This window comes from Mesorhizobium sp. P2_F5, from assembly GCF_056403715.1.
In genome coordinates this window covers 132,575-151,020 of sequence record NZ_JBFUEY010000001.1, presented here as the reverse complement: position 1 = coordinate 151,020, position 18,446 = coordinate 132,575, and the positions used below count along the sequence as shown (strand labels likewise).

Below are 18,446 nucleotides of genomic sequence, written 5' to 3'. Positions count from 1 at the left end.
CGATCGACCCTACCGCACCACCAGAACCGGCGTCTCCGTCAGCGACAGCACTTCCGCGGTCTGGCTGCCGAGCAGCAGGCGGCCGAGGCCCCGGCGGCCATGCGAAGCCATAACGATCAGGTCGCAGGCCTCGGTGCGGGCGACGTCGAGGATGCCTTCGGCGGGTGTCTTGTTTTCAATGTGCAATGTCTTTGCGGGCACGCCGAGTTCGTCGGCCGAGGCCTTGCAGCGGTCCAGCACGTCAGTGGCATAGCGGCGGGCATTTTCCTCATAGTTGACCAGTTCGTCGCCGGCCGCGAACCCGGCGACAGCCCCGCCCCAGGCAAGGACCGGAAACGGCTCGGAGACATTGACGAAGGTGACGGCGGCCGCAAGGCTGTTGGCCAGCGTCAGCCCGTGAGCAACGCCCTTGCCGGCGAGTTCCGATCCGTCGGTGGCGATGAGAATATGCTTGTACATGGTGGTAACCCCTGTTCTGGGCCATCCATTGCCCGGGTGGCCTGGCGAAGCGCTTCGTGGCGACACCGTCAGCTGTCTTCTGGATATAAGCGCCCCATCAGTCTGGCCACAGGGTCACGATGGGGCCAGCCGGCGATGACCATGGCGCCAGCGGGCACGCTGCCTGCGGGCGCCGGACCTGCTCGATCACAAGAATTGCGCACCGGCAGGCGAAGCATCCGAGCGGCCGCTGCCGGCGCAGCAAATAGCGACTTTCCCTTTTCGGGATCATGGTCTAGGCAATCGTCAGATAGCGCCCGCAAACAGGGCGCTCAAAAAGGGCTGCATCATGAGCAGGAAGACCCTGATCGCGCCATCGGTGCTGGCGTCGGATTTCTCGAAGCTCGGCGACGAGGTCGAGGCGGTGGCCGCGGCCGGCGCCGACTGGATCCACCTCGATGTCATGGACGGGCATTTCGTGCCCAACATCACCTTCGGCCCGCCAGTGATCAAGGCCATCCGCAACCGCACCAAGGCCTTCTTCGATTGCCATCTGATGATTGCGCCGGCCGATCCCTATCTGGCCGCCTTTGCCGACGCCGGCTGTGACGGCATGACCGTGCATGCGGAGGCCGGACCGCATCTCGACCGTTCGCTGCAGACCATCAAGGATCTCGGCAAGAGGGCTGGCGTGTCGCTCAATCCGGCGACACCGGAAAGCGCGATCGAATATGTGCTCGACCGGCTCGACCTGATCCTGATCATGACCGTCAATCCGGGCTTTGGCGGCCAGGCCTTCATCCCGGCCATGATCGACAAGGTCAAGCGGGTCAAGGCGCTGATCGGCAACCGGCCGATCCGCATCGAGATCGACGGCGGCGTGTCGCCGGAGACCGCTCCCCTGGTCACATCAGCCGGCGCCGACGTGCTGGTGGCGGGCGCCGCCATCTTCAAGGGCGGCAGCGTCGAAGCCTACCGGGCCAATATCGAAGCCATCCGAACCGCGGCCGACCGGGCTGCCGGCTGACATCGGCCTCAAGACAAATTTCCGACGGTTCTGATCTCTTGGACTGGTCTCTCGGCCTGATCTTTGCGGCAGTCGACAGGTCGGACCATCACGGCGGGCGACACGATCACGACATCCGGCACTACATTTTATAGTCAAAATATAGTGGGCGAACGCCGAAGGCATCCCGTCGCGGGAGGGGCCAGTTCGACAAGCTGACGCGCGTTAAGAAAAAATTACCCGTATTCCTGACCTCACAACCATGTCGCGAAGACGCGAGCCGCACCATGAGGCAAAGTTTCTTCACAAGAACAAGTTTTTCACGATATTCGTTACTTCCCCTGAGTAAGATGTGCAAACCCTCCTCTTTAAGTCGAATATCGTGATCTTCCCTTGAGCCATGGATGCCTCAAGGCATATAGTACAAGTACGGGCGAATCGTTTGCTTCGCGAACGGGCTGGCGGAGCATGGGAGAGCGATAGGAGTCATATTGACCTACGGATCTGCCGATACGAGCGAAAGCGCGGGGGCCAAGAGCACACTCGCCAGTACGGTCTATCAACAGCTTCGCGACGATCTCCTGCGCGGCGTGTTTGAAAGTGAAAGCAAGCTTCGTGTCGAATGGGTGGTTTCCCGTTACGGCGCCGGTGCCTCACCGGTTCGCGAGGCGCTAAACCGGCTTGCTTCGGAAGGCCTGCTCGGCCGCCACGACCAGCGCGGTTTCTTCATCATGCCGGTCAGTGCCCCGGAGCTCGAGGAATTGACACGCACCCGTTGCTGGCTGGAAGAGCGGGCGCTGCGTGAATCCATTGCCAACCGCACCGGTGAATGGGAAGAGCAGCTGGTGCTGGCCTTGCATCGCCTGGCGCGCGCACAGCGCCGTTTGCCGGAGGATCCGTCCTCGAACAATCCGGAATGGGAAAGGCTGCATCGCGCTTTCCATCGGGCACTGATCGCGGGCTGCCGGTCGCATTGGCTGACCGGCTTTTGCGACCAGCTTTCCGATCAGGCCTCGCGCTACCGGCTGATCTCCCAAGAGGGGGCCGAGCGCGACGAAATCGGCGAGCATCGCCTGATCGCCGAGCGCGCCGTGGATGGCGATGCCGATGGCGCCGTCGAAGCCCTGCTCAACCACTACCGTCTGACGGCAGCCATGTGCATGGAGCGCTTCAACGAAAGCGGCGATCACCGGGTCGGCAAGGCGCTCCGCGGCCGCAGATAGCGGCACTTCCTGTTTCGATCCGAAATCTGCTTGCTGCGGTTTCCCGAAAAGCGGTTGTTTTTTTTCGAGGCCATGCGCTAGGGAAGACGCATGAGCAATCACCTGTTCGACGCCTTTCGCGACCGCATATCAGCGCCCGAGCGCACCCTGATGGAGACCGATGACGGACGCTCGATCTGCTATGGCGACATGCTGGCGCGGTCGGCGCAATTAGCACAGGCGCTGAAGCATCTCGGTGTCGAGCCGGGCGACCGCGTCGCGGTGCAGGTTGAAAAAAGCCCCGATTGCATTTTCCTTTACCTCGCCTGCCTTCGCGCCGGCGCGGTCTTCCTGCCGCTCAACACCGCCTACACGCTGACGGAGCTCGGTTATTTCTTCGGCGATGCCGAGCCGCGGCTGGTCGTCTGTGACCCGGCGCGGGCAGGCGACATCGCCCCGTTGGCGCAGGCGTCAGGCGCCGCCACCGCCACGCTCGGCCGCAATGGCGAAGGCTCGCTGACCGATTATGCCGCGCAGCAGCCGCCGAATTTCGACGATGTGGCGCGCGGGCCCGACGATCTGGCCGCAATCCTCTACACATCGGGCACCACCGGCCGCTCGAAAGGCGCCATGCTCAGCCACGAAAACCTGGCCTCCAATGCGCGCGTGCTGGTCGAGCAATGGCGCTTCACTGGGGAAGACATGCTGATCCACGCGCTGCCGATCTTCCACACGCACGGCCTGTTCGTCGCCACCAACGTCACCCTGATGGCCAGCGCCTCGATGCTATTCGAGCAGAAATTCGACGCGAGCCGCATCGTCTCGCTTTTGCCGCGCGCCACGGTGCTGATGGGTGTGCCGACCTTCTATACCAGGCTGTTGCAGCAGGAGGGACTGGACGCCCAGGCTGCGAAAAACATCCGCCTGTTCATTTCCGGCTCGGCGCCGCTGCTTGCCGAAACGCACAAGGCCTGGCGCGAACTGACCGGCCACGCGATCCTCGAGCGCTACGGCATGACCGAGACCAACATGAATACCTCGAACCCCTATGAGGGCGAGCGCCGGGCCGGCACGGTCGGCTTCCCGCTGCCCGGCGTTTTGCTGCGCATAGCCGATCCCGACAGTGGTGCTGCCGTTGCCCGGGGCGAGGTCGGCATGATCGAGGTGAAGGGGCCGAATGTCTTTTCCGGCTATTGGCGCATGCCGGAGAAAACCAAGGCGGAGTTCCGCGACGACGGCTTCTTCATCACTGGCGACCTCGGCATCATCGACACGGACGGCTATGTCCATATTGTCGGCCGTGGCAAGGACCTGATCATATCGGGCGGCTACAACATCTACCCGAAGGAGATCGAGAGCGAGATCGACGCGCTTGCCGGCGTCTCGGAAAGTGCGGTCATCGGCATTGCCCATCCCGATTTCGGCGAAGGCGTTACCGCTGTCGTGGTGCGGGCGCCGGCCTCGCAAATCACCGGCGCCGAGATCGTTGGCGCCATTGCCGGCCGGCTGGCGAAATACAAGCACCCGAAGCAGGTAATCTTCGTCGACGAGCTGCCGCGCAACACGATGGGCAAGGTGCAGAAGAACCTGTTGCGCGACACCTACAAAGGCCTCTACGGCTGATCGGAAGCCGGCTAAATGTGTTCGCGGTTCGGCAGTGTCGCCTTACTTGCGAGGCCTCTCGATCCGCGTGCCGGAACCCCACAGAGCGCGATTAAGCAAGCTGCGTTTGCGCTTGCGCGGGATGAGGTCGACATCGCTGACGAGTTTGGCGCCGCCCTCCCGCCGCTCCAGGGTGATCTTGCGGCTATGGAAGGCTTCCAGCTCCGCGCGGTGCGCCACGCTGATGATGGTGACATCAGGCAGTTCGCGGATCACCGTCACCATCATCGTGTCCTGGCTCTTCTCGTCGAGCGCCGAGGTCGCTTCATCCAGCACCACGATATCCGGGCGATGCAGCAGCAGGCGCGCGAAGGCGAGGCGTTGCTTCTCGCCACCCGACAGCGTCTGGTCCCATGGCGCGTCTTCCTTAATCCTGTCGGTGAGATAGCCGAGCCCCACCTTGTTGAGGGCAGCCTTGATCTGCTTGATCGTCCACTTGTCCGCCGCCGCGGGATAGGCGACTGCGCGGCGAAGCGTGCCGGTGGGGATGTAGGGGCGTTGCGGCAGCATGAACAGGCGCCTGTCGGCGTGGAAATTGACGTTGCCGCCGCCCCATGGCCATAGGCCCGCGACTGCCCGCACCAGCGTCGACTTGCCTGAACCAGATTCGCCTGCCACCAGCACCCGCTCGCCCGGCTCGATCTCAACCTTTGTTTCCTTGACCACGGAGGTGCCGTCGTCGAGTGTCACGGAAAGATTGTCGAGGCTGAGGATGGCGCCGTCTTCGGTTTCGCCCCGGTTGATGCGTCCGAGCGCATCGCTCTGCTCGGCGCGCTCGAGCCCGTCGAGCGACATCATCAGCGAGGCAATGCGCCGCGCGGAGGCGTTCCAGTCGGCGAGACGCGGATAGTTGTCGACCAGCCAGCCGAACGCGCCTTGCACGATGCCAAAGGCAGACGCCGCCTGCATCACCTCGCCAAGCGTCATCGAGCCTTCGAGGAATTTTGGCGCGCACAGCAGGATCGGCACGACCGGCGCAAACAGGCTCGATCCCTGCGACACCGCCGCCGTGCGCATGTGCTGTCCGGTCAGCAGCGCCCATTGCCTCAGCACATGGCCGAAATTCCTGTCGATGCCGCTGCGCTCCTCCTCCTCGCCGCCCAGCAAGGCGATGCTCTCGCCGTTTTCGCGCACGCGCGTCAGCGTGTAGCGCAGTTCGGCCTCCGCCTGGTTCTTCCGCTCGGAGAGCTGGACGAAATTGCGGCCGATGACCACCATCGAGGTCGAGGTGATGGCGGCATAGATGATCGCGGTGATGACCAGGAAGCCGGGAATGGTGATGCTCTCGCCGCCGATCGGCAGGGTGAGCGCGCCGCCGATGGTCCACAGCACGACGATGAAGGTCGAGGCCGACAGGAACGCGTTGAGGACGCCGGCGATGAAATCGACCGGCGACTCGGTGGCGATGCGCAGATCCTCGGTCATGCGGGCCTCGGGGTTCTGGTGGTCGCCGCCCACGAGATTCAGCTGGTAGTAGCGGCCGTTTGCCAGCCAGCGCGCGACGACCCCGGTGGTCAGCCAGGAACGCCAGCGGCGCTGGATCGTCATGCGCAGGTAGACCTGCGCGACGACAAGGCTGCCGCTGCAGATCACCAGCGGCACGAATACGGCGCTGAGGAAATAGACTGAGCGGGCGTTCCGCTGCTCGAGGGCATCGAACATCGAGCGGTTCCAGACATTGATGCCATACTGGAAACCGATGTTGATGCAGATCAGCAGCAGCACTCCGATCGTGAATGGCCAGGCGAGCCGGTCGCCGCGCCGGCTCCAGTAGCCGCGCGCGCTGATCCAGAAACGCCGCAGCAGGTATTTCTTGCGCGCCTGCTCGGCCTCTTCGGGCGTCAGCTGCGGATCGGGTTCGATAGCTTCCGGCGGCGGCCCCGCCTGGCCGTCGACCTCCGGCGTTGCGTCGACGGGCGTTGGCTTCTTTTCGCGCGGCTTCTCCTCGCCCGTTCGTCGGTCGCGCGGCTTTTGTCGTGACGGCTTTTCCCGGCGCGACTTCGGGGCATCGCTCGGTTTGATGCCGTCGGTCGGTTTCGATTTGGGTTTCGCCTCGGACATACGCCCCGACAACGGCCTCAAAATCAAAAGGTTTCATGGCTTGAGATGGTACCAGCCCGTCATTTCAGGCTGAGCAGCTCCACGACATGGTCAGCGATCGCCATGCTTGCCGTCAGGCCGGGGCTCTCGATGCCGAACAGATTGACGATCGGCCCAGCGCCATGGTCGGCCGGGCCTTGGACAATGAAATCTGCCGCCGGCTGACCCGGACCGGACAGTTTTGGCCTGACACCGGCATAGGCCGGTTGCAGGGTGTCGTCCGCAAGGCCGGGCCAGTAGCGCCTGATCTCCGCATAGAAGGCGGCGCTTCGTGTGGGATCGACGGAATAATCGGCATGATCGATCCATTCGACATCCGGACCAAAGCGCGCGCTGCCGCCGAGGTCGAGGGTCAGGTGCACACCAAGGCCGCCATGAACAGGCACCGGATAGATCAGCCGCGAAAACGGCGAGCCGCCGGACAGCGCGAAATAATTGCCCCGCGCCAGCCATAGCGGCGGAACGAGGTCTTGCGGGAAGCCTTCGATGCGTCTGGCCAATGCCTGGGCATCGATGCCGGCTGCGTTGACGAAGGCACCGGCCTGTAGCCTGAAACGCTCGCCATCGGCGTCGCGCGTGTCGATCCGAATCCCGCCGGCTTCTATGGCCGCGCCAGCGACAACAGTGAGCAAAGCAACGGAGGCGCCGGCCGCTTCCGCGTCGCCGCGCAGCGACAGCATCAGCGCCTGGCTGTCGACGATGCCGGTTGACGGCGACAGCAGCGCACCGGCGCAGGTCAGCGCGGGTTCGAGGCTTTCGGCCTCTGCGCGCGTCAAAAGCGTGAGATCGCCAACCCCGCAGTTCCGCGCATTGGTCTGGATCGCACGCAACCTGTCCAACTGGTCGGGTTCGACGGCAACGATCAGCTTGCCGGTGCGGCGGTGGGCGACGCCGTGCTCGCGGCAATATGCATAGAGCAACTCGCGCCCGTCGATGCAGAGCCGGGCTTTCAGGCTGCCCGGCGCATAGTGGAGCCCGGCATGGATGACTTCCGAATTGCGCGAACTGGTGCCCGTGCCGATGGCATTGGCCTTCTCGACCACCAGCACCTCGCGGCCAGACAGCGCCAGCGCGCGAGCAATGGCGAGGCCGACCACACCCGCCCCGGCAACAACGCAATCGATATCATGCATGGCGGGACTCTATCGCGGTTCACCGTTTCGGAGAAACGGCGAACCGCTCGATCTTTTTGTTCTTGACGCAATTCCGGACGGAAAACCGCTCACACTTTTCCTGGAATTGCTTTAGCGCGGACTTCCCCCGCGTGCAAAAACCCTGTCGCCGCCGATCCACACGCCGTTGACGTCGAGGTTGTCCGACAAGGCAACAATATCGGCGGCGGTGCCGTTGGCGAAGCGACCGAGCCGGTGTGCCTGGCCGACCGCTTGCGCCGGATAGAGCGAGGCCATGCGCAAGGCCTCGGAGAGGTCCAGCCCGACAACCCTATGCACATAGCGGACGGCCGAGATCATATCGAGATCGGCCCCGGCGAGCGTGCCGTCGGCAAGCCGCAGGCTGCCGTCCTTGCGGTAGATGATGCGCCCGTTGAGGGTGAACGAGGTCATGTCGGTGCCGATCGTCGCCATGGCGTCGGTGACCAGCACGATCCTGCCCGGTCCCTGCTTGGCGCGCAGCGCGATCAGCATGGTGGCCGGGTCGACATGGATGCCGTCGGCAATGATGCCGGCCCACAGGCCGCCTATGTCGATGGCCGCACCGGCCAGCCCCGGCTCCCGGTTGCCGATCTGGCTCATGGCGTTGAACAGATGCGTGACGACAGACGCGCCAGCGTCGGCGAAGGTCCTTGCCGTGGCGTAGCCGGTGTCGGAATGGCCGAGGCTGACGACGATGCCGGCTTTGGCAAGTGTAGCGACGCGGCTAGGCTCGACGGATTCCGGCGCGATCGTCGTCAGCAGCACCGGCAGGTTTTTGCGCGCCGCGATCAGGGCGGCTTCATCCGCATCCGTCATCGGCCGGATCAGCGCCGGATCATGCGCGCCCTTGCGGGCGATGGAGAGATGCGGCCCTTCGAGATGCAGGCCGAGAAATCCCGGCAGCTTCTGCCGTGCCGCCTCGGCGCCGGCACCAATGGCCGCGGCGGTGATCGCAGGCGTGTCGGTGATCAGCGTCACCAGCAGCGCCGTGGTGCCGAATGGCGCATGCGCCCGGCAAATGGTTGCAAGCGAAGCGACATCGGGATGGTCGTTGAGCATGACGCCGCCGCCGCCATTGACCTGTAGGTCGACGAAGCCCGGCGCAAGCATGCCGCCGCCGGTATCGATCCGGGCAACGCCGGACGGAATGGCGCCGTCGGAGACAATGGCCTCGACCAAACCGCCATGCACAATAAGGGCGGCATTGTCGTGCCAGTCGTCGCCGTCGAAAATGCGGGCGCCAGTCAGTGCGCAGCGGTCGCTCATATGGTTTCCGTCACCTTGCGCAGATTGCGCGGCACATCCGGATCGAGGCCGCGATGGCGGGCGAAGGCCTCGACGAAGCCGTAGAAGGACACGATCAGCGTCAGCGGGTCGGTCAACGGATGACCCGTGGCGACATGCGGCAGCGGCCTCGCGCTCCTGGACTTGTCCGAGGTGATGAAGACGGCGGCGCCCTTGCCGGCGAGGTTGTCGGCGGCTTCGGCCACGGACGGCTCCGAGGCATCGCGGGCGGCCAGCGCCAGCACCGGAAAGCCCGGCCCGACCAGCGCCAGTGGGCCGTGCATGACTTCGGCGGCACTATAGGCCTCGGCATGCATGCCGCAGGTCTCCTTGAACTTCAGTGCCGCCTCGTTGGCCATCGCCGCGGACGGGCCGCGGCCAAGGATGAACAGCGACTGCGGCGTCTCCAATGCACCAGCCAGCGCCATCCAGTCGCAAGCGATCGCCTTGCTGAAATGTTCGGGCAGGCGGGCAAGGGCGGCCAGCAGCTTGTCGTCGCCGGTGCAATGCGCCATCAGCGCCAGGCCGGCGACCGCCGAATTGACGAAGGTTTTCGTCGCCGCGACGCTGCGTTCGGGCCCGGCCAGAATGTCGATGGCGAAATCCGAGGCCCTCGCCAGCGGCGAATCGGCGGTGTTGGTGATCGCAACGGTGAGCGATCCGCCGGCCCGCGCCGTTTCGGCCATGGCAACGATGTCGGGGCTCTTGCCCGACTGCGAGATGGCCAGGCAAGCCGACCCCGCGAGCTTGAGCTTGGCGCCGTAGATCGAGGCGATCGACGGGCCGACCGACGCGACGGCCAGACCGGCGGTCAGCTCGACGGCATATTTCATGAAGGTGGCCGCATGGTCGGACGAGCCGCGCGCGACGGTGACGACGAAGCTCGGATCGCGTTCGCGGATGCCGCGTCCGGCCTCGGTCAGCACTGCCGCCGAGCCGTCCAGCAGGCGCGCGACGGCTTCGGGAATCTCATCGATCTCGCGCCGCATATGGGTGGTGTTGGGGATCATGGTCGGCCCTCTTCGCTCGGCCCTGTCAGGCGCAATTCGGCGACGAAATCATAGGCGTCGCCTCGGTAGATGGAGCGGGTGAACTCGATCACCTTGCCGCTCGCCAGATAGGAAATGCGTTCGATATGCAGGCCGGCAACGCCCGGCGGCACTTCGAGCAGGCGCGCATCGGCATCGCCGAGATTGGCGGCGGAAATGCGCTGCACCGCGCGCACCGGCCGGTTGCCTGTCAATTCCAGCGCTGCGTAGAGCGACGAGCCTATTCCGGCCGGATCGGGCAGCGCGCTGGCCGACAGCGAGGCGCGTTCGATGGCCAGCGGCGTGTCGTTGGCGATGCGCAGGCGCGACACGCGCGCCACCAATTCGTTCGATGACAGGCCGAGCACCATCATCTCGTCTGGCGAGGGCGCGTAAAGGCCGCGGTCAAGCCAGGCCGAACGCACGGCCATGCCGCGCCGGGCCATGTCTTCGGTGAAAGACGTGAGCCGCGACAGCGACTGCTCGACGCGCTCCATGCGTGGCGCGACGAAGGTGCCGGAGCCGTGGCGCTGCACAAGGATGCCGCCCTTGACCAGATCCTGCACCGCCTTGCGCACGGTGACGCGCGAAATATCCGCCTTGGTCGCGATGTCGCGTTCGGAGGGCAGGGCATCGCCCGGTCCGATCAGGCCGCGATTGACGGCGTCCTCGATGCTTTTCCTCAGCTGCAGATAGAGCGGCGCACCGCTTTGCGACGATTGCTTCAGCGTGGCGAAGATCTGGTCGGCGGCCTCGCTCATCGTGCCGCCTCCGCTTTGGCGAAGATGCGGGCCGCCATCTGCACGGCGCCACCCAGCGCGTCGTCGAGCGGCGCCTTCAGCAATACCTGGTAGCGTTGGGAAAGGCGCGGCGCATAAAGCGGCGCCAGCCCGCCGAGCAGGCAGAGCGGGGCGTCGCGTGAGAGGTCGAGCGCGCCAAGCGACGCCTCGACATCGACGACTGCCTTGTCGACGATCCAGTTGGCGACCGCGTCGCCCTTTTGCGCATGCTCGAACACTTTGGGCGCGAAGCCACCGAAATCGCCGGGCTTGGCGTTGGTGGTGAACTCGACCACGTCTTCGGGATTGTTGCGGAAGGTCGCCATCATGCTGTCGGTCAGCGGCGAGCCCGGTCGGACGCCGTCATGGGCAAGCAGCGACTGTTCCAGCAGATCGCGACCGATGCGGGCGCCGCTGCCCTGGTCGCCGACCTGAAAACCCCAGCCGCCAATGGCGCGCGATGTGCCGCCCTTGCGCGCCATATAGGCGGTGCCGGTGCCGAGGATGGCCATGGCGCCATCGCCCGAGCCGACAGCGCCTTCGAGCGCGATCTCGGCGTCGGTCTCAACGCGACTGATGCTGAACGGCAGGATCGCTTCGAGCTGCTGTCGATAGGTGCCGACATTGGCGCCGGCAAGGCCAAGAATGGCTGGTGTCTGCGGGATCAGGTCCGGGTCTTGCCCGGCGGCGATGAAAGCCTGACGTGCCGCCTCGACGATATGGGTCCTGGCGCCGGTGAGATCGGTGCGGATGTTGGCGGCGCCACTTTTGGCACGGCCAATGACAGCGCCATCGCCTGTCGCAAGGGCTGCCCTGCAGCTGGTGCCGCCGCCATCGATACCGAGCACGAAATTCACGCGATTTCTCCTCCGGGCGGATAATACCAATAAAATACCAATAGCCAAGGATTAATTTCCGTTTCAAAAAGATTAAGGCGTATTTTATTGAAAAACCTAGGAAATTCGTCGGCTCAGCGATTTCCGGCGCCCAAATCCGTTAATGCGTGTGGACAAGTGGTATTTTTTTGGTATTGTTCTTTCATCGGAGGAACAGGGATGGCCGAACCGCGCACCGAAGCGCTTCACAGGAATGCCGAGGGACTGGACATCCAGGCCCCGGACGCCATCCTTTCTTCTTTGGTCAATGCACAGATCGAGGCCGCCAAGGCCGTCCGCGACGCCATTCCCGCCATCGCTGCCGCAGCCGAGATTATCGCCGGCCGGCTGAACGGCGGCGGCAAGCTCGCCTATGCGGCGGCCGGCAGCTCCGGCCTGATGGCGCTGGCCGACGCACTGGAATTGCCCGGCACGTTCGGCATCAAGCGCGAGCGCATCGTCATCCTGATTGCCGGCGGCGACGAAGCTTTCAAGACGCTGGCCGGCGGGCCGGAAGACGACACCGACGAAGCCTCGGCGGCGGTTGCTGGCGCCGGCATCGGCAAGGGCGACTGCCTGATCGCGCTTTCGGCCAGCGGCTCGACACCTTATGCGGTCCAGGCGCTGAAGGATGCGCGCGACCGCGGCGCTGCAACCATCGCGATAGCCAACAACAAGGACACGCCGCTGCTCAAGCTGGCCGATGTCGCCATCCTGCTGGAAACGCCGCCGGAGGTGATTGCAGGCTCGACGCGCATGGGCGCCGGAACCGCGCAGAAGATCGCGCTCAACATGCTGTCGACGCTCACCGCCATCCATCTCGGCCATGTCCATGACGGCTACATGGTCAATCTCACCGCCGACAACATCAAGCTGCGCGACCGCGCGGCACGCATCGTCGCCGCGATCAGCGGCCACGACAAGGACGCCGCCGCGCGCCTGCTCGAAGCGAGCGGCGGCGTTGTCAAGACTGCCATTCTGCTCGCCGCCGGCGCTGCCAACGCCGATGCGGCCGAGAAGATACTGGAAGGGACCGGCCAGAAGCTCAGGCCAGCACTTTCCGCGATCGAGGGGAACAAGGGCGCGAAGGCCCCTGTTCTCAAAACCGAACCTGAAAAAGGTCAACAGGGAGACTAGCATGACAACGAAACTACTGACGGCACTGCTTCTCGGCACCAGCATTCTCTGCACCGCCGGGTTGGCTCACGCCGATGACGTAACGCTCAACATCGAAAGCTGGCGCACCGACGACCTTGCCATCTGGAAGGACAAGCTGATCCCGGCCTTCGAAGCCAAGAACCCCGGCATCAAGGTGGTGTTCGCACCGACGGCTCCGACCGAATATGACGCCGCCCTCGGCGCCAAGCTCGCCGCCGGTTCGGCGGGCGACCTGATCACTTGCCGCCCGTTCGACAAGTCCCTGGTGCTCTATCAAAAAGGCAATCTCGCCGACATCTCGGCGCTGCCCGGCATGGAAAACTTCTCGCCGGTCGCCAAGGCCGCCTGGCAGACCGACGACGGCAAGTCGAGCTTCTGCGTGCCGATGGCTTCCGTCATCCACGGCTTCATCTACAACAAGGACGCCTTCGACAAGCTCGGCATCAAGGTGCCGACCACCAATGAGGAGTTCTACGCCGCGCTCGACAAGATCAAGGCCGACGGCACCTACATCCCGATGGCGATGGGCACCAAGGATCTCTGGGAAGCCGCGACCATGGGTTACCAGAACATCGGCCCGAACTACTGGAAGGGCGAGGATGGCCGCGCAGCCCTGATCAAGGGCGAGCAGAAGCTGACCGACGCCGACTGGGTCGCGCCTTTTGCCGAAATTGCCAAATGGAAGCCTTATCTCGGCGACGGCTTCGAGGCGCAGACCTATCCGGACAGCCAGAACCTGTTCACGCTCGGCCGCGCCGCCATCTACCCGGCCGGCTCGTGGGAGATCGGCCTGTTCAACACCCAGGCCCAGTTCAAGATGGGCGCCTTCCCGCCGCCGGTGCAGAAGGCCGGCGACACCTGCTACATCTCCGACCATACCGATATCGGCATCGGCCTGAACGCGGCCTCGAAGAATGCCGACGCGGCCAAGACCTTCCTGTCCTGGGTCGCCTCACCGGACTTCGCCACCATCTACGCCAACGCGCTGCCGGGCTTCTTCAGCCTGAACAACACCCCGGTGAAGATGGAAGACCCGCTGGCGCAGGAATTCGTTTCCTGGCGCGGCAAGTGCAAGTCGACGATCCGCTCGACCTACCAGGTCCTGTCGCGCGGCACGCCGAACCTGGAAAACGAGACCTGGGTTGAATCGGCCAACGTCATCAACGGCACCGATACGCCGGAAGCTGCCGCCAAGAAGCTGCAGACCGGTCTCGACAGCTGGTACAAGCCGGCCAAGTAAGAGCTCACAGACAGACCGGTCGGGCGCGTGCCCGGCCGGCCTTCAATTTACAGATTGCGATTGTCGGCACTGCCTCTCGGCCTTACCCTCCTTCTTGTGGGGAAAGGCTAGCTGACCAGTCTCAGGCCTTCGTCCTGCCCATGCCGGGCAAGGACATCGGGGCCGTGCATCGAGGCATCATCTGGCATCGACACCCTTTTGGAACCGAGAGACGGCGGGGACCGCACTCATGGCCGCAGAAACACGACCGAAACGACCGTTCCGCTGGCATATCGGCATCTTCCTGGCGCCGGCGCTGCTGGTCTATACGGCGATCATGATCCTGCCGCTGGCCGGCACGCTGCAGCTGTCGCTGTTCCGCAACATCGAGCAGCACCAGGTCTTCGTCGGCTTCGAAAATTTCCGCACTTTGTTCGGCGATCCCAACTGGTCGGTCAATTTCTGGAACGCGCTGAGGAACAATGTCTGGTTCTTCATCATCCACATGCTGGTGCAGAACCCGATCGGCGTCATGCTGGCGGCCTTGCTGTCCAGCCCGAGGCTGAGGTTTGCCGCCTTCTACCGCACGGCGATCTTCGTACCGACGATCCTGTCCTTCGTCATTGTCGGCTTCGCCTGGAAGCTGATCCTGTCGCCGCTATGGGGGGTGGCGCCGCATCTGATGGATCTTGTCGGCTTGAAAAGCTTGTTCACGCCTTGGCTCGGCAAGGAACAATACGCGCTGACCGCGCTCAGCCTGATTTCGGTGTGGCAGTTCATCGGCATCCCGATGATGCTGATCTATGCTGCCCTGCTGTCGATCCCCGAAGAGGTGATCGAAGCCGCCGAATGCGACGGCATCACCGGCATGTCGCAGTTCTGGAAGATCAAGCTGCCGCTGATCCTGCCGTCGATCGGCATCATCTCGATCCTCACCTTCGTCGGCAATTTCAACGCCTTCGATCTGATCTACACCGCGCAAGGGGCGCTGGCCGGGCCGAACTATTCGACCGATATTCTGGGCACCTTCCTCTACCGCGCCTTCTTCGGCTTCCAGCTGCAGGTCGGCGATCCCAATATGGGCGCGGCGATTGCCACGATGATGTTCCTGATCATCCTCAGCGGCGTCTGCGTCTACCTGTTCCTCGTCCAGACGCGCCTGCGTCGCTACCAGTTCTGAGGAGCGAGATGTCGAGCTTGAACACCCCCCTCTGCCTTGCCAGGCATCTCCCCCTCAAGGGGGGAGATTGGATGGCACGATTGGCTTCGCAAATCTCCAGCTTTGGAGAAAAGGCGCCGAGCCTCAAGCTGCTGATCTCCCCCCTTGAGGGGGAGATGTCCGGTAGGACAGAGGGGGGTGCCTTGGCACCAACCTCTCTTGCTTCAGCTCGTCAGGAGATATTCCAATGAGCACCGCTACCCGTTCGCTACCCCGCACCATCGGCGCCCACGCGATCTTGCTAACCTACACGGTGATCGCGCTGTTTCCGGTGATCCTGGTCATCATGAATTCGTTCAAATCGCGCGCCGGCATCTTCAGCGAGCCGCTGACGCCGCCGACGCCGAAGACGTTCGACCTGATCGGCTACACCACCGTGATCGGCCAGGGCGACTTCATCCACTATTTCCAGAACAGCCTCGTCGTCACCGTCGCCTCGCTGTTCTTCGTGCTCCTGTTCGGCGCCATGGCGGCGTTCGCGCTGTCGGAATACCGCTTCCGCGGCAACACGCTGATGGGGCTTTACCTCGCGCTCGGCATCATGATCCCGATCCGGTTGGGCACCGTCGCCATCCTGCAATTGATGGTGGCGAGCGGGCTGGTCAACACGCTGACGGCGCTGATCCTGGTCTACACCGCGCAGGGCCTGCCGCTCGCCGTCTTCATCTTGTCGGAATTCATGAAGCAGGTGTCCGACGATCTGAAGAATGCCGGCCGCATCGACGGCCTGTCGGAATACACCATCTTCTTCCGGCTTGTGCTGCCGCTGGTGCGACCGTCGATGGCGACGGTCGCCGTCTTCACCATGATCCCGATCTGGAACGATCTGTGGTTCCCGCTGATCCTGGCGCCGTCGGAAGAGACCAAGACGGTGACGCTCGGCGCGCAGCTTTTCCTCGGCCAGTTCGTCACCAACTGGAACGCCATCCTGGCTGCACTCTCTCTGGCGATCATGCCGGTGCTGATCCTCTACGTCATCTTCTCGCGGCAGCTGATCCGCGGCATTACTTCCGGAGCCGTCAAGTGAGTTTAGAAAAGCCTCTTCGCGTTGTCGTCGCCGGTCTCGGCAATATGGGCCACAGCCATGCGCTGGCCTATCATAACAATCCGGGCTTCGAGATCGCGGCACTCATCAACCGTTCCGACGTGCCGCTGCCGGAAGGGCTGTCGGGCTATGGCATAAGGCGCTCTTTCGACGACGCGTTGCGCGATGAAAAGCCGGACGTGGCCTGCATCGCCACCTATTCCGACAGCCATGCCGACTATGCGGTGAAGGCGTTCGAGGCCGGCTGCCATGTCTTTGTCGAAAAGCCGCTGGCGACGACGGTGGCCGACGCCAAGCGCGTCGTTGCGGCGGCAAAGGCTAACGGCCGGAAACTGGTGATTGGCTATATCCTGCGCCATCATCCGTCCTGGGTCAGGCTGATCGCCGAGGCGCGCAAGCTCGGCGGCCCTTACGTGTTCCGCATGAACCTCAACCAGCAATCGTCAGGCCCGACCTGGCAGACGCACAAGCAGCTGATGCAGACGACGTCGCCGATCGTCGATTGCGGCGTGCACTATCTCGACGTGATGCTGCAGATCACCGACGCCAAGCCGGTCGAGGTGCGCGGCATGGGGCTGCGGCTGACCGAGGAAATTGCGCCGACCATGTACAATTACGGCCATCTCCAGGTGCTGTTCGATGACGGCTCGGTCGGCTGGTACGAGGCCGCCTGGGGACCGATGATTTCGGAGACGGCGTTCTTCGTGAAGGACGTGATTTCGGCCAATGGCTGCGTGTCGATCGTCATGAAGGAGGGTGTGAAGTCCGACGACATCGACACTCACACCAAGACCTCGACCATCCGCCTGCACAGCGCCGCAACCGGGGCGGACGGCAAATTCGTCAGACCGGACGAGATGCTGTCGATGGAAGGCGAACCCGGCCACCAGGATCTCTGCGACCTCGAACAGGCCTTTGTGCTGAAGGCGATCCGGGAAGACATCGACCTGACCCGCCACATGGACGACGCAGTGAAGTCGCTGGCCGTCTGCCTTGCCGCCGATGAGAGCGTGCGCAGCGGAAAGGCGGTGCGTCTGTGACATATGGATTGTTTTCGAGAGTTGCGGCCGGCACTGCCCCCCTCTGGCCTGCCGGCCATCTCCTCCTCAGGGGGGGGAATCAGCTGTCGCGTCTGCTTTCGCCAATCACCGACTTTGCAGGAAGAATGCCTTGGTCGAAGCCGCTAATCTCCCCCCTTGAGGGGGAGATGGCCGGCAGGCCAGAGGGGGGTGCCTTGGCGCCTACTCATCAATTTGGAGGACTGCCGTGGGCTCGCTGGTAATCGAGAATGTGAAGAAGGCCTTCGGGCCGGTCGAGGTGCTGAAAGGCATCAACCTCGAAGTGACCGACGGCGAATTCGTCGTCTTCGTCGGCCCCTCGGGCTGCGGCAAGTCAACCTTGCTCAGGGTCATTGCCGGACTGGAGGATTCGACCTCGGGCCGGGTGGTGATCGACGGCGCTGATGTCTCGGCGACGCCACCAGCAAAACGCGGCATCGCCATGGTGTTCCAGACCTATGCGCTCTACCCGCATCTGACCGTGAAGAACAATATGGGCCTTGGCCTCAAGCAGGCCGGCACACCGGCGGCCGAGATCGACCGCCGCATCGGCATCGCCTCGTCGATGCTGTCGCTGGAACCCTATCTCGAGCGGCGGCCGGCGGAACTGTCGGGCGGCCAGCGCCAGCGCGTCGCCATCGGCCGCGCCGTTGTGCGCGAGCCGAAACTGTTTCTCTTCGACGAGCCGCTGTCGAACCTCGATGCGGCGCTGCGCGTCAACACGCGGCTGGAGATCGCGCAGCTGCACCGGCGGCTGAAGGCGACGATGATCTACGTCACCCACGATCAGGTCGAGGCGATGACGCTGGCCGACAAGATCGTCGTGCTCAACGCCGGCAAGATCGAGCAGATCGGCGGACCGATGGAGCTCTACAATTCGCCGGCAAATGAATTTGTCGCCGGCTTCATCGGCTCCCCGAAGATGAACTTCATCGATGGCGCGCGGCTGGGCGAGACAGCCAAGACCATCGGCGTGCGGCCGGAGCATCTGACGGTCGATGCGAAATCCGGCGCCTGGAAGGGAACGGTGGTGCATGCCGAACATCTCGGCGCCGACACCAACCTCTATCTCGACTGCGAGAAGGCCGGGCTGATCACAGTGCGCATTTTCGGCGTCTACGACGCGGAGCCGGGCGCGACGCTTTATGCGACGCCGGAGCCGGGCAAGACATACCGGTTTGGGGCGGACGGCAAGACGATCAAGTAATCCGCTGCGGGC

At 63.9% G+C, this 18,446-nt stretch carries 16 protein-coding genes; 9 read left to right on the top strand and 7 right to left on the bottom strand.

What is annotated here, in order from left to right; genetic code table 11:
* Positions 1–9: 9 nt before the first annotated feature.
* The gene (locus AC1DYO_RS00695; RefSeq protein ID WP_477259338.1) at positions 10–459 is read right to left on the bottom strand and encodes a universal stress protein; all 450 of its coding nucleotides are present in this window, start codon (positions 457–459) and stop codon (positions 10–12) included.
* A gap of 328 nt (positions 460–787) precedes the next feature.
* On the opposite strand from AC1DYO_RS00695, the gene rpe reads away from it, so the two are divergent.
* From rpe to AC1DYO_RS00680, 3 genes are all read left to right on the top strand, one after another.
* Positions 788–1,465, top strand: coding sequence for a ribulose-phosphate 3-epimerase (rpe, locus tag AC1DYO_RS00690; protein WP_477259336.1), 678 nt, complete (start codon positions 788–790; stop codon positions 1,463–1,465).
* 470 nt (positions 1,466–1,935) lie between these two features.
* Complete coding sequence (locus AC1DYO_RS00685) at positions 1,936–2,667, top strand: GntR family transcriptional regulator (protein ID WP_477259334.1); 732 nt, start codon at positions 1,936–1,938, stop codon at positions 2,665–2,667.
* A 90-nt stretch (positions 2,668–2,757) separates the two neighbouring features.
* A complete protein-coding gene (locus AC1DYO_RS00680; protein ID WP_477259332.1) occupies positions 2,758–4,269 on the top strand; it encodes a malonate--CoA ligase in 1,512 nt (503 codons plus the stop codon).
* Positions 4,270–4,311: 42 nt separating this feature from the next.
* On the opposite strand, the gene AC1DYO_RS00675 is transcribed toward AC1DYO_RS00680, so the two are convergent.
* The 6 genes from AC1DYO_RS00675 to AC1DYO_RS00650 form a co-directional block, all read right to left on the bottom strand.
* On the bottom strand, positions 4,312–6,369 hold the full coding sequence (locus AC1DYO_RS00675) for an ABC transporter ATP-binding protein/permease (RefSeq protein ID WP_477259330.1): 2,058 nt from the start codon (positions 6,367–6,369) through the stop codon (positions 4,312–4,314).
* A gap of 59 nt (positions 6,370–6,428) precedes the next feature.
* Positions 6,429–7,541, bottom strand: a complete 1,113-nt coding sequence (locus tag AC1DYO_RS00670) for an NAD(P)/FAD-dependent oxidoreductase (protein WP_477259328.1) — start codon at positions 7,539–7,541, stop codon at positions 6,429–6,431.
* 111 nt (positions 7,542–7,652) lie between these two features.
* Positions 7,653–8,828 (bottom strand): N-acetylglucosamine-6-phosphate deacetylase, encoded by a 1,176-nt coding sequence (gene nagA / locus AC1DYO_RS00665; RefSeq protein WP_477259326.1) that lies wholly within the window; start codon positions 8,826–8,828, stop codon positions 7,653–7,655.
* Positions 8,825–9,856 (bottom strand): SIS domain-containing protein, encoded by a 1,032-nt coding sequence (locus tag AC1DYO_RS00660; protein WP_477259324.1) that lies wholly within the window; start codon positions 9,854–9,856, stop codon positions 8,825–8,827. The genes nagA and AC1DYO_RS00660 overlap by 4 nt, the downstream gene beginning before the upstream one ends.
* Positions 9,853–10,635: a GntR family transcriptional regulator gene (locus AC1DYO_RS00655; protein ID WP_477259322.1), complete on the bottom strand. Its 783-nt coding sequence runs from the start codon at positions 10,633–10,635 to the stop codon at positions 9,853–9,855. Before AC1DYO_RS00655 ends, AC1DYO_RS00660 begins: the two co-directional genes overlap by 4 nt.
* Positions 10,632–11,510: a glucosamine kinase nucleotide-binding domain-containing protein gene (locus AC1DYO_RS00650; RefSeq protein ID WP_477259320.1), complete on the bottom strand. Its 879-nt coding sequence runs from the start codon at positions 11,508–11,510 to the stop codon at positions 10,632–10,634. Before AC1DYO_RS00650 ends, AC1DYO_RS00655 begins: the two co-directional genes overlap by 4 nt.
* Positions 11,511–11,708: 198 nt before the next feature.
* Here AC1DYO_RS00650 and AC1DYO_RS00645 point away from each other — a divergent pair, with 198 nt between their 5' ends.
* The 6 genes from AC1DYO_RS00645 (at position 11,709) to AC1DYO_RS00620 (ending at position 18,434) form a co-directional block, all read left to right on the top strand.
* On the top strand, positions 11,709–12,665 hold the full coding sequence (locus tag AC1DYO_RS00645; RefSeq protein ID WP_477259318.1) for an N-acetylmuramic acid 6-phosphate etherase: 957 nt from the start codon (positions 11,709–11,711) through the stop codon (positions 12,663–12,665).
* Position 12,666: 1 nt separating this feature from the next.
* Positions 12,667–13,926, top strand: coding sequence for an ABC transporter substrate-binding protein (locus tag AC1DYO_RS00640; protein WP_477259316.1), 1,260 nt, complete (start codon positions 12,667–12,669; stop codon positions 13,924–13,926).
* 229 nt (positions 13,927–14,155) lie between these two features.
* Positions 14,156–15,085 carry a carbohydrate ABC transporter permease gene (locus AC1DYO_RS00635; RefSeq protein ID WP_477259314.1) on the top strand — a complete coding sequence of 310 codons (930 nt, stop codon included), beginning with the start codon at positions 14,156–14,158 and terminating at the stop codon, positions 15,083–15,085.
* A 226-nt stretch (positions 15,086–15,311) separates the two neighbouring features.
* Positions 15,312–16,151, top strand: a complete 840-nt coding sequence (locus tag AC1DYO_RS00630; protein ID WP_181056540.1) for a carbohydrate ABC transporter permease — start codon at positions 15,312–15,314, stop codon at positions 16,149–16,151.
* Positions 16,148–17,209, top strand: coding sequence for a Gfo/Idh/MocA family protein (locus tag AC1DYO_RS00625; RefSeq protein ID WP_477259312.1), 1,062 nt, complete (start codon positions 16,148–16,150; stop codon positions 17,207–17,209). Before AC1DYO_RS00630 ends, AC1DYO_RS00625 begins: the two co-directional genes overlap by 4 nt.
* A 226-nt stretch (positions 17,210–17,435) precedes the next feature.
* On the top strand, positions 17,436–18,434 hold the full coding sequence (locus tag AC1DYO_RS00620; RefSeq protein WP_112561214.1) for an ABC transporter ATP-binding protein: 999 nt from the start codon (positions 17,436–17,438) through the stop codon (positions 18,432–18,434).
* Positions 18,435–18,446: the final 12 nt, after the last annotated feature.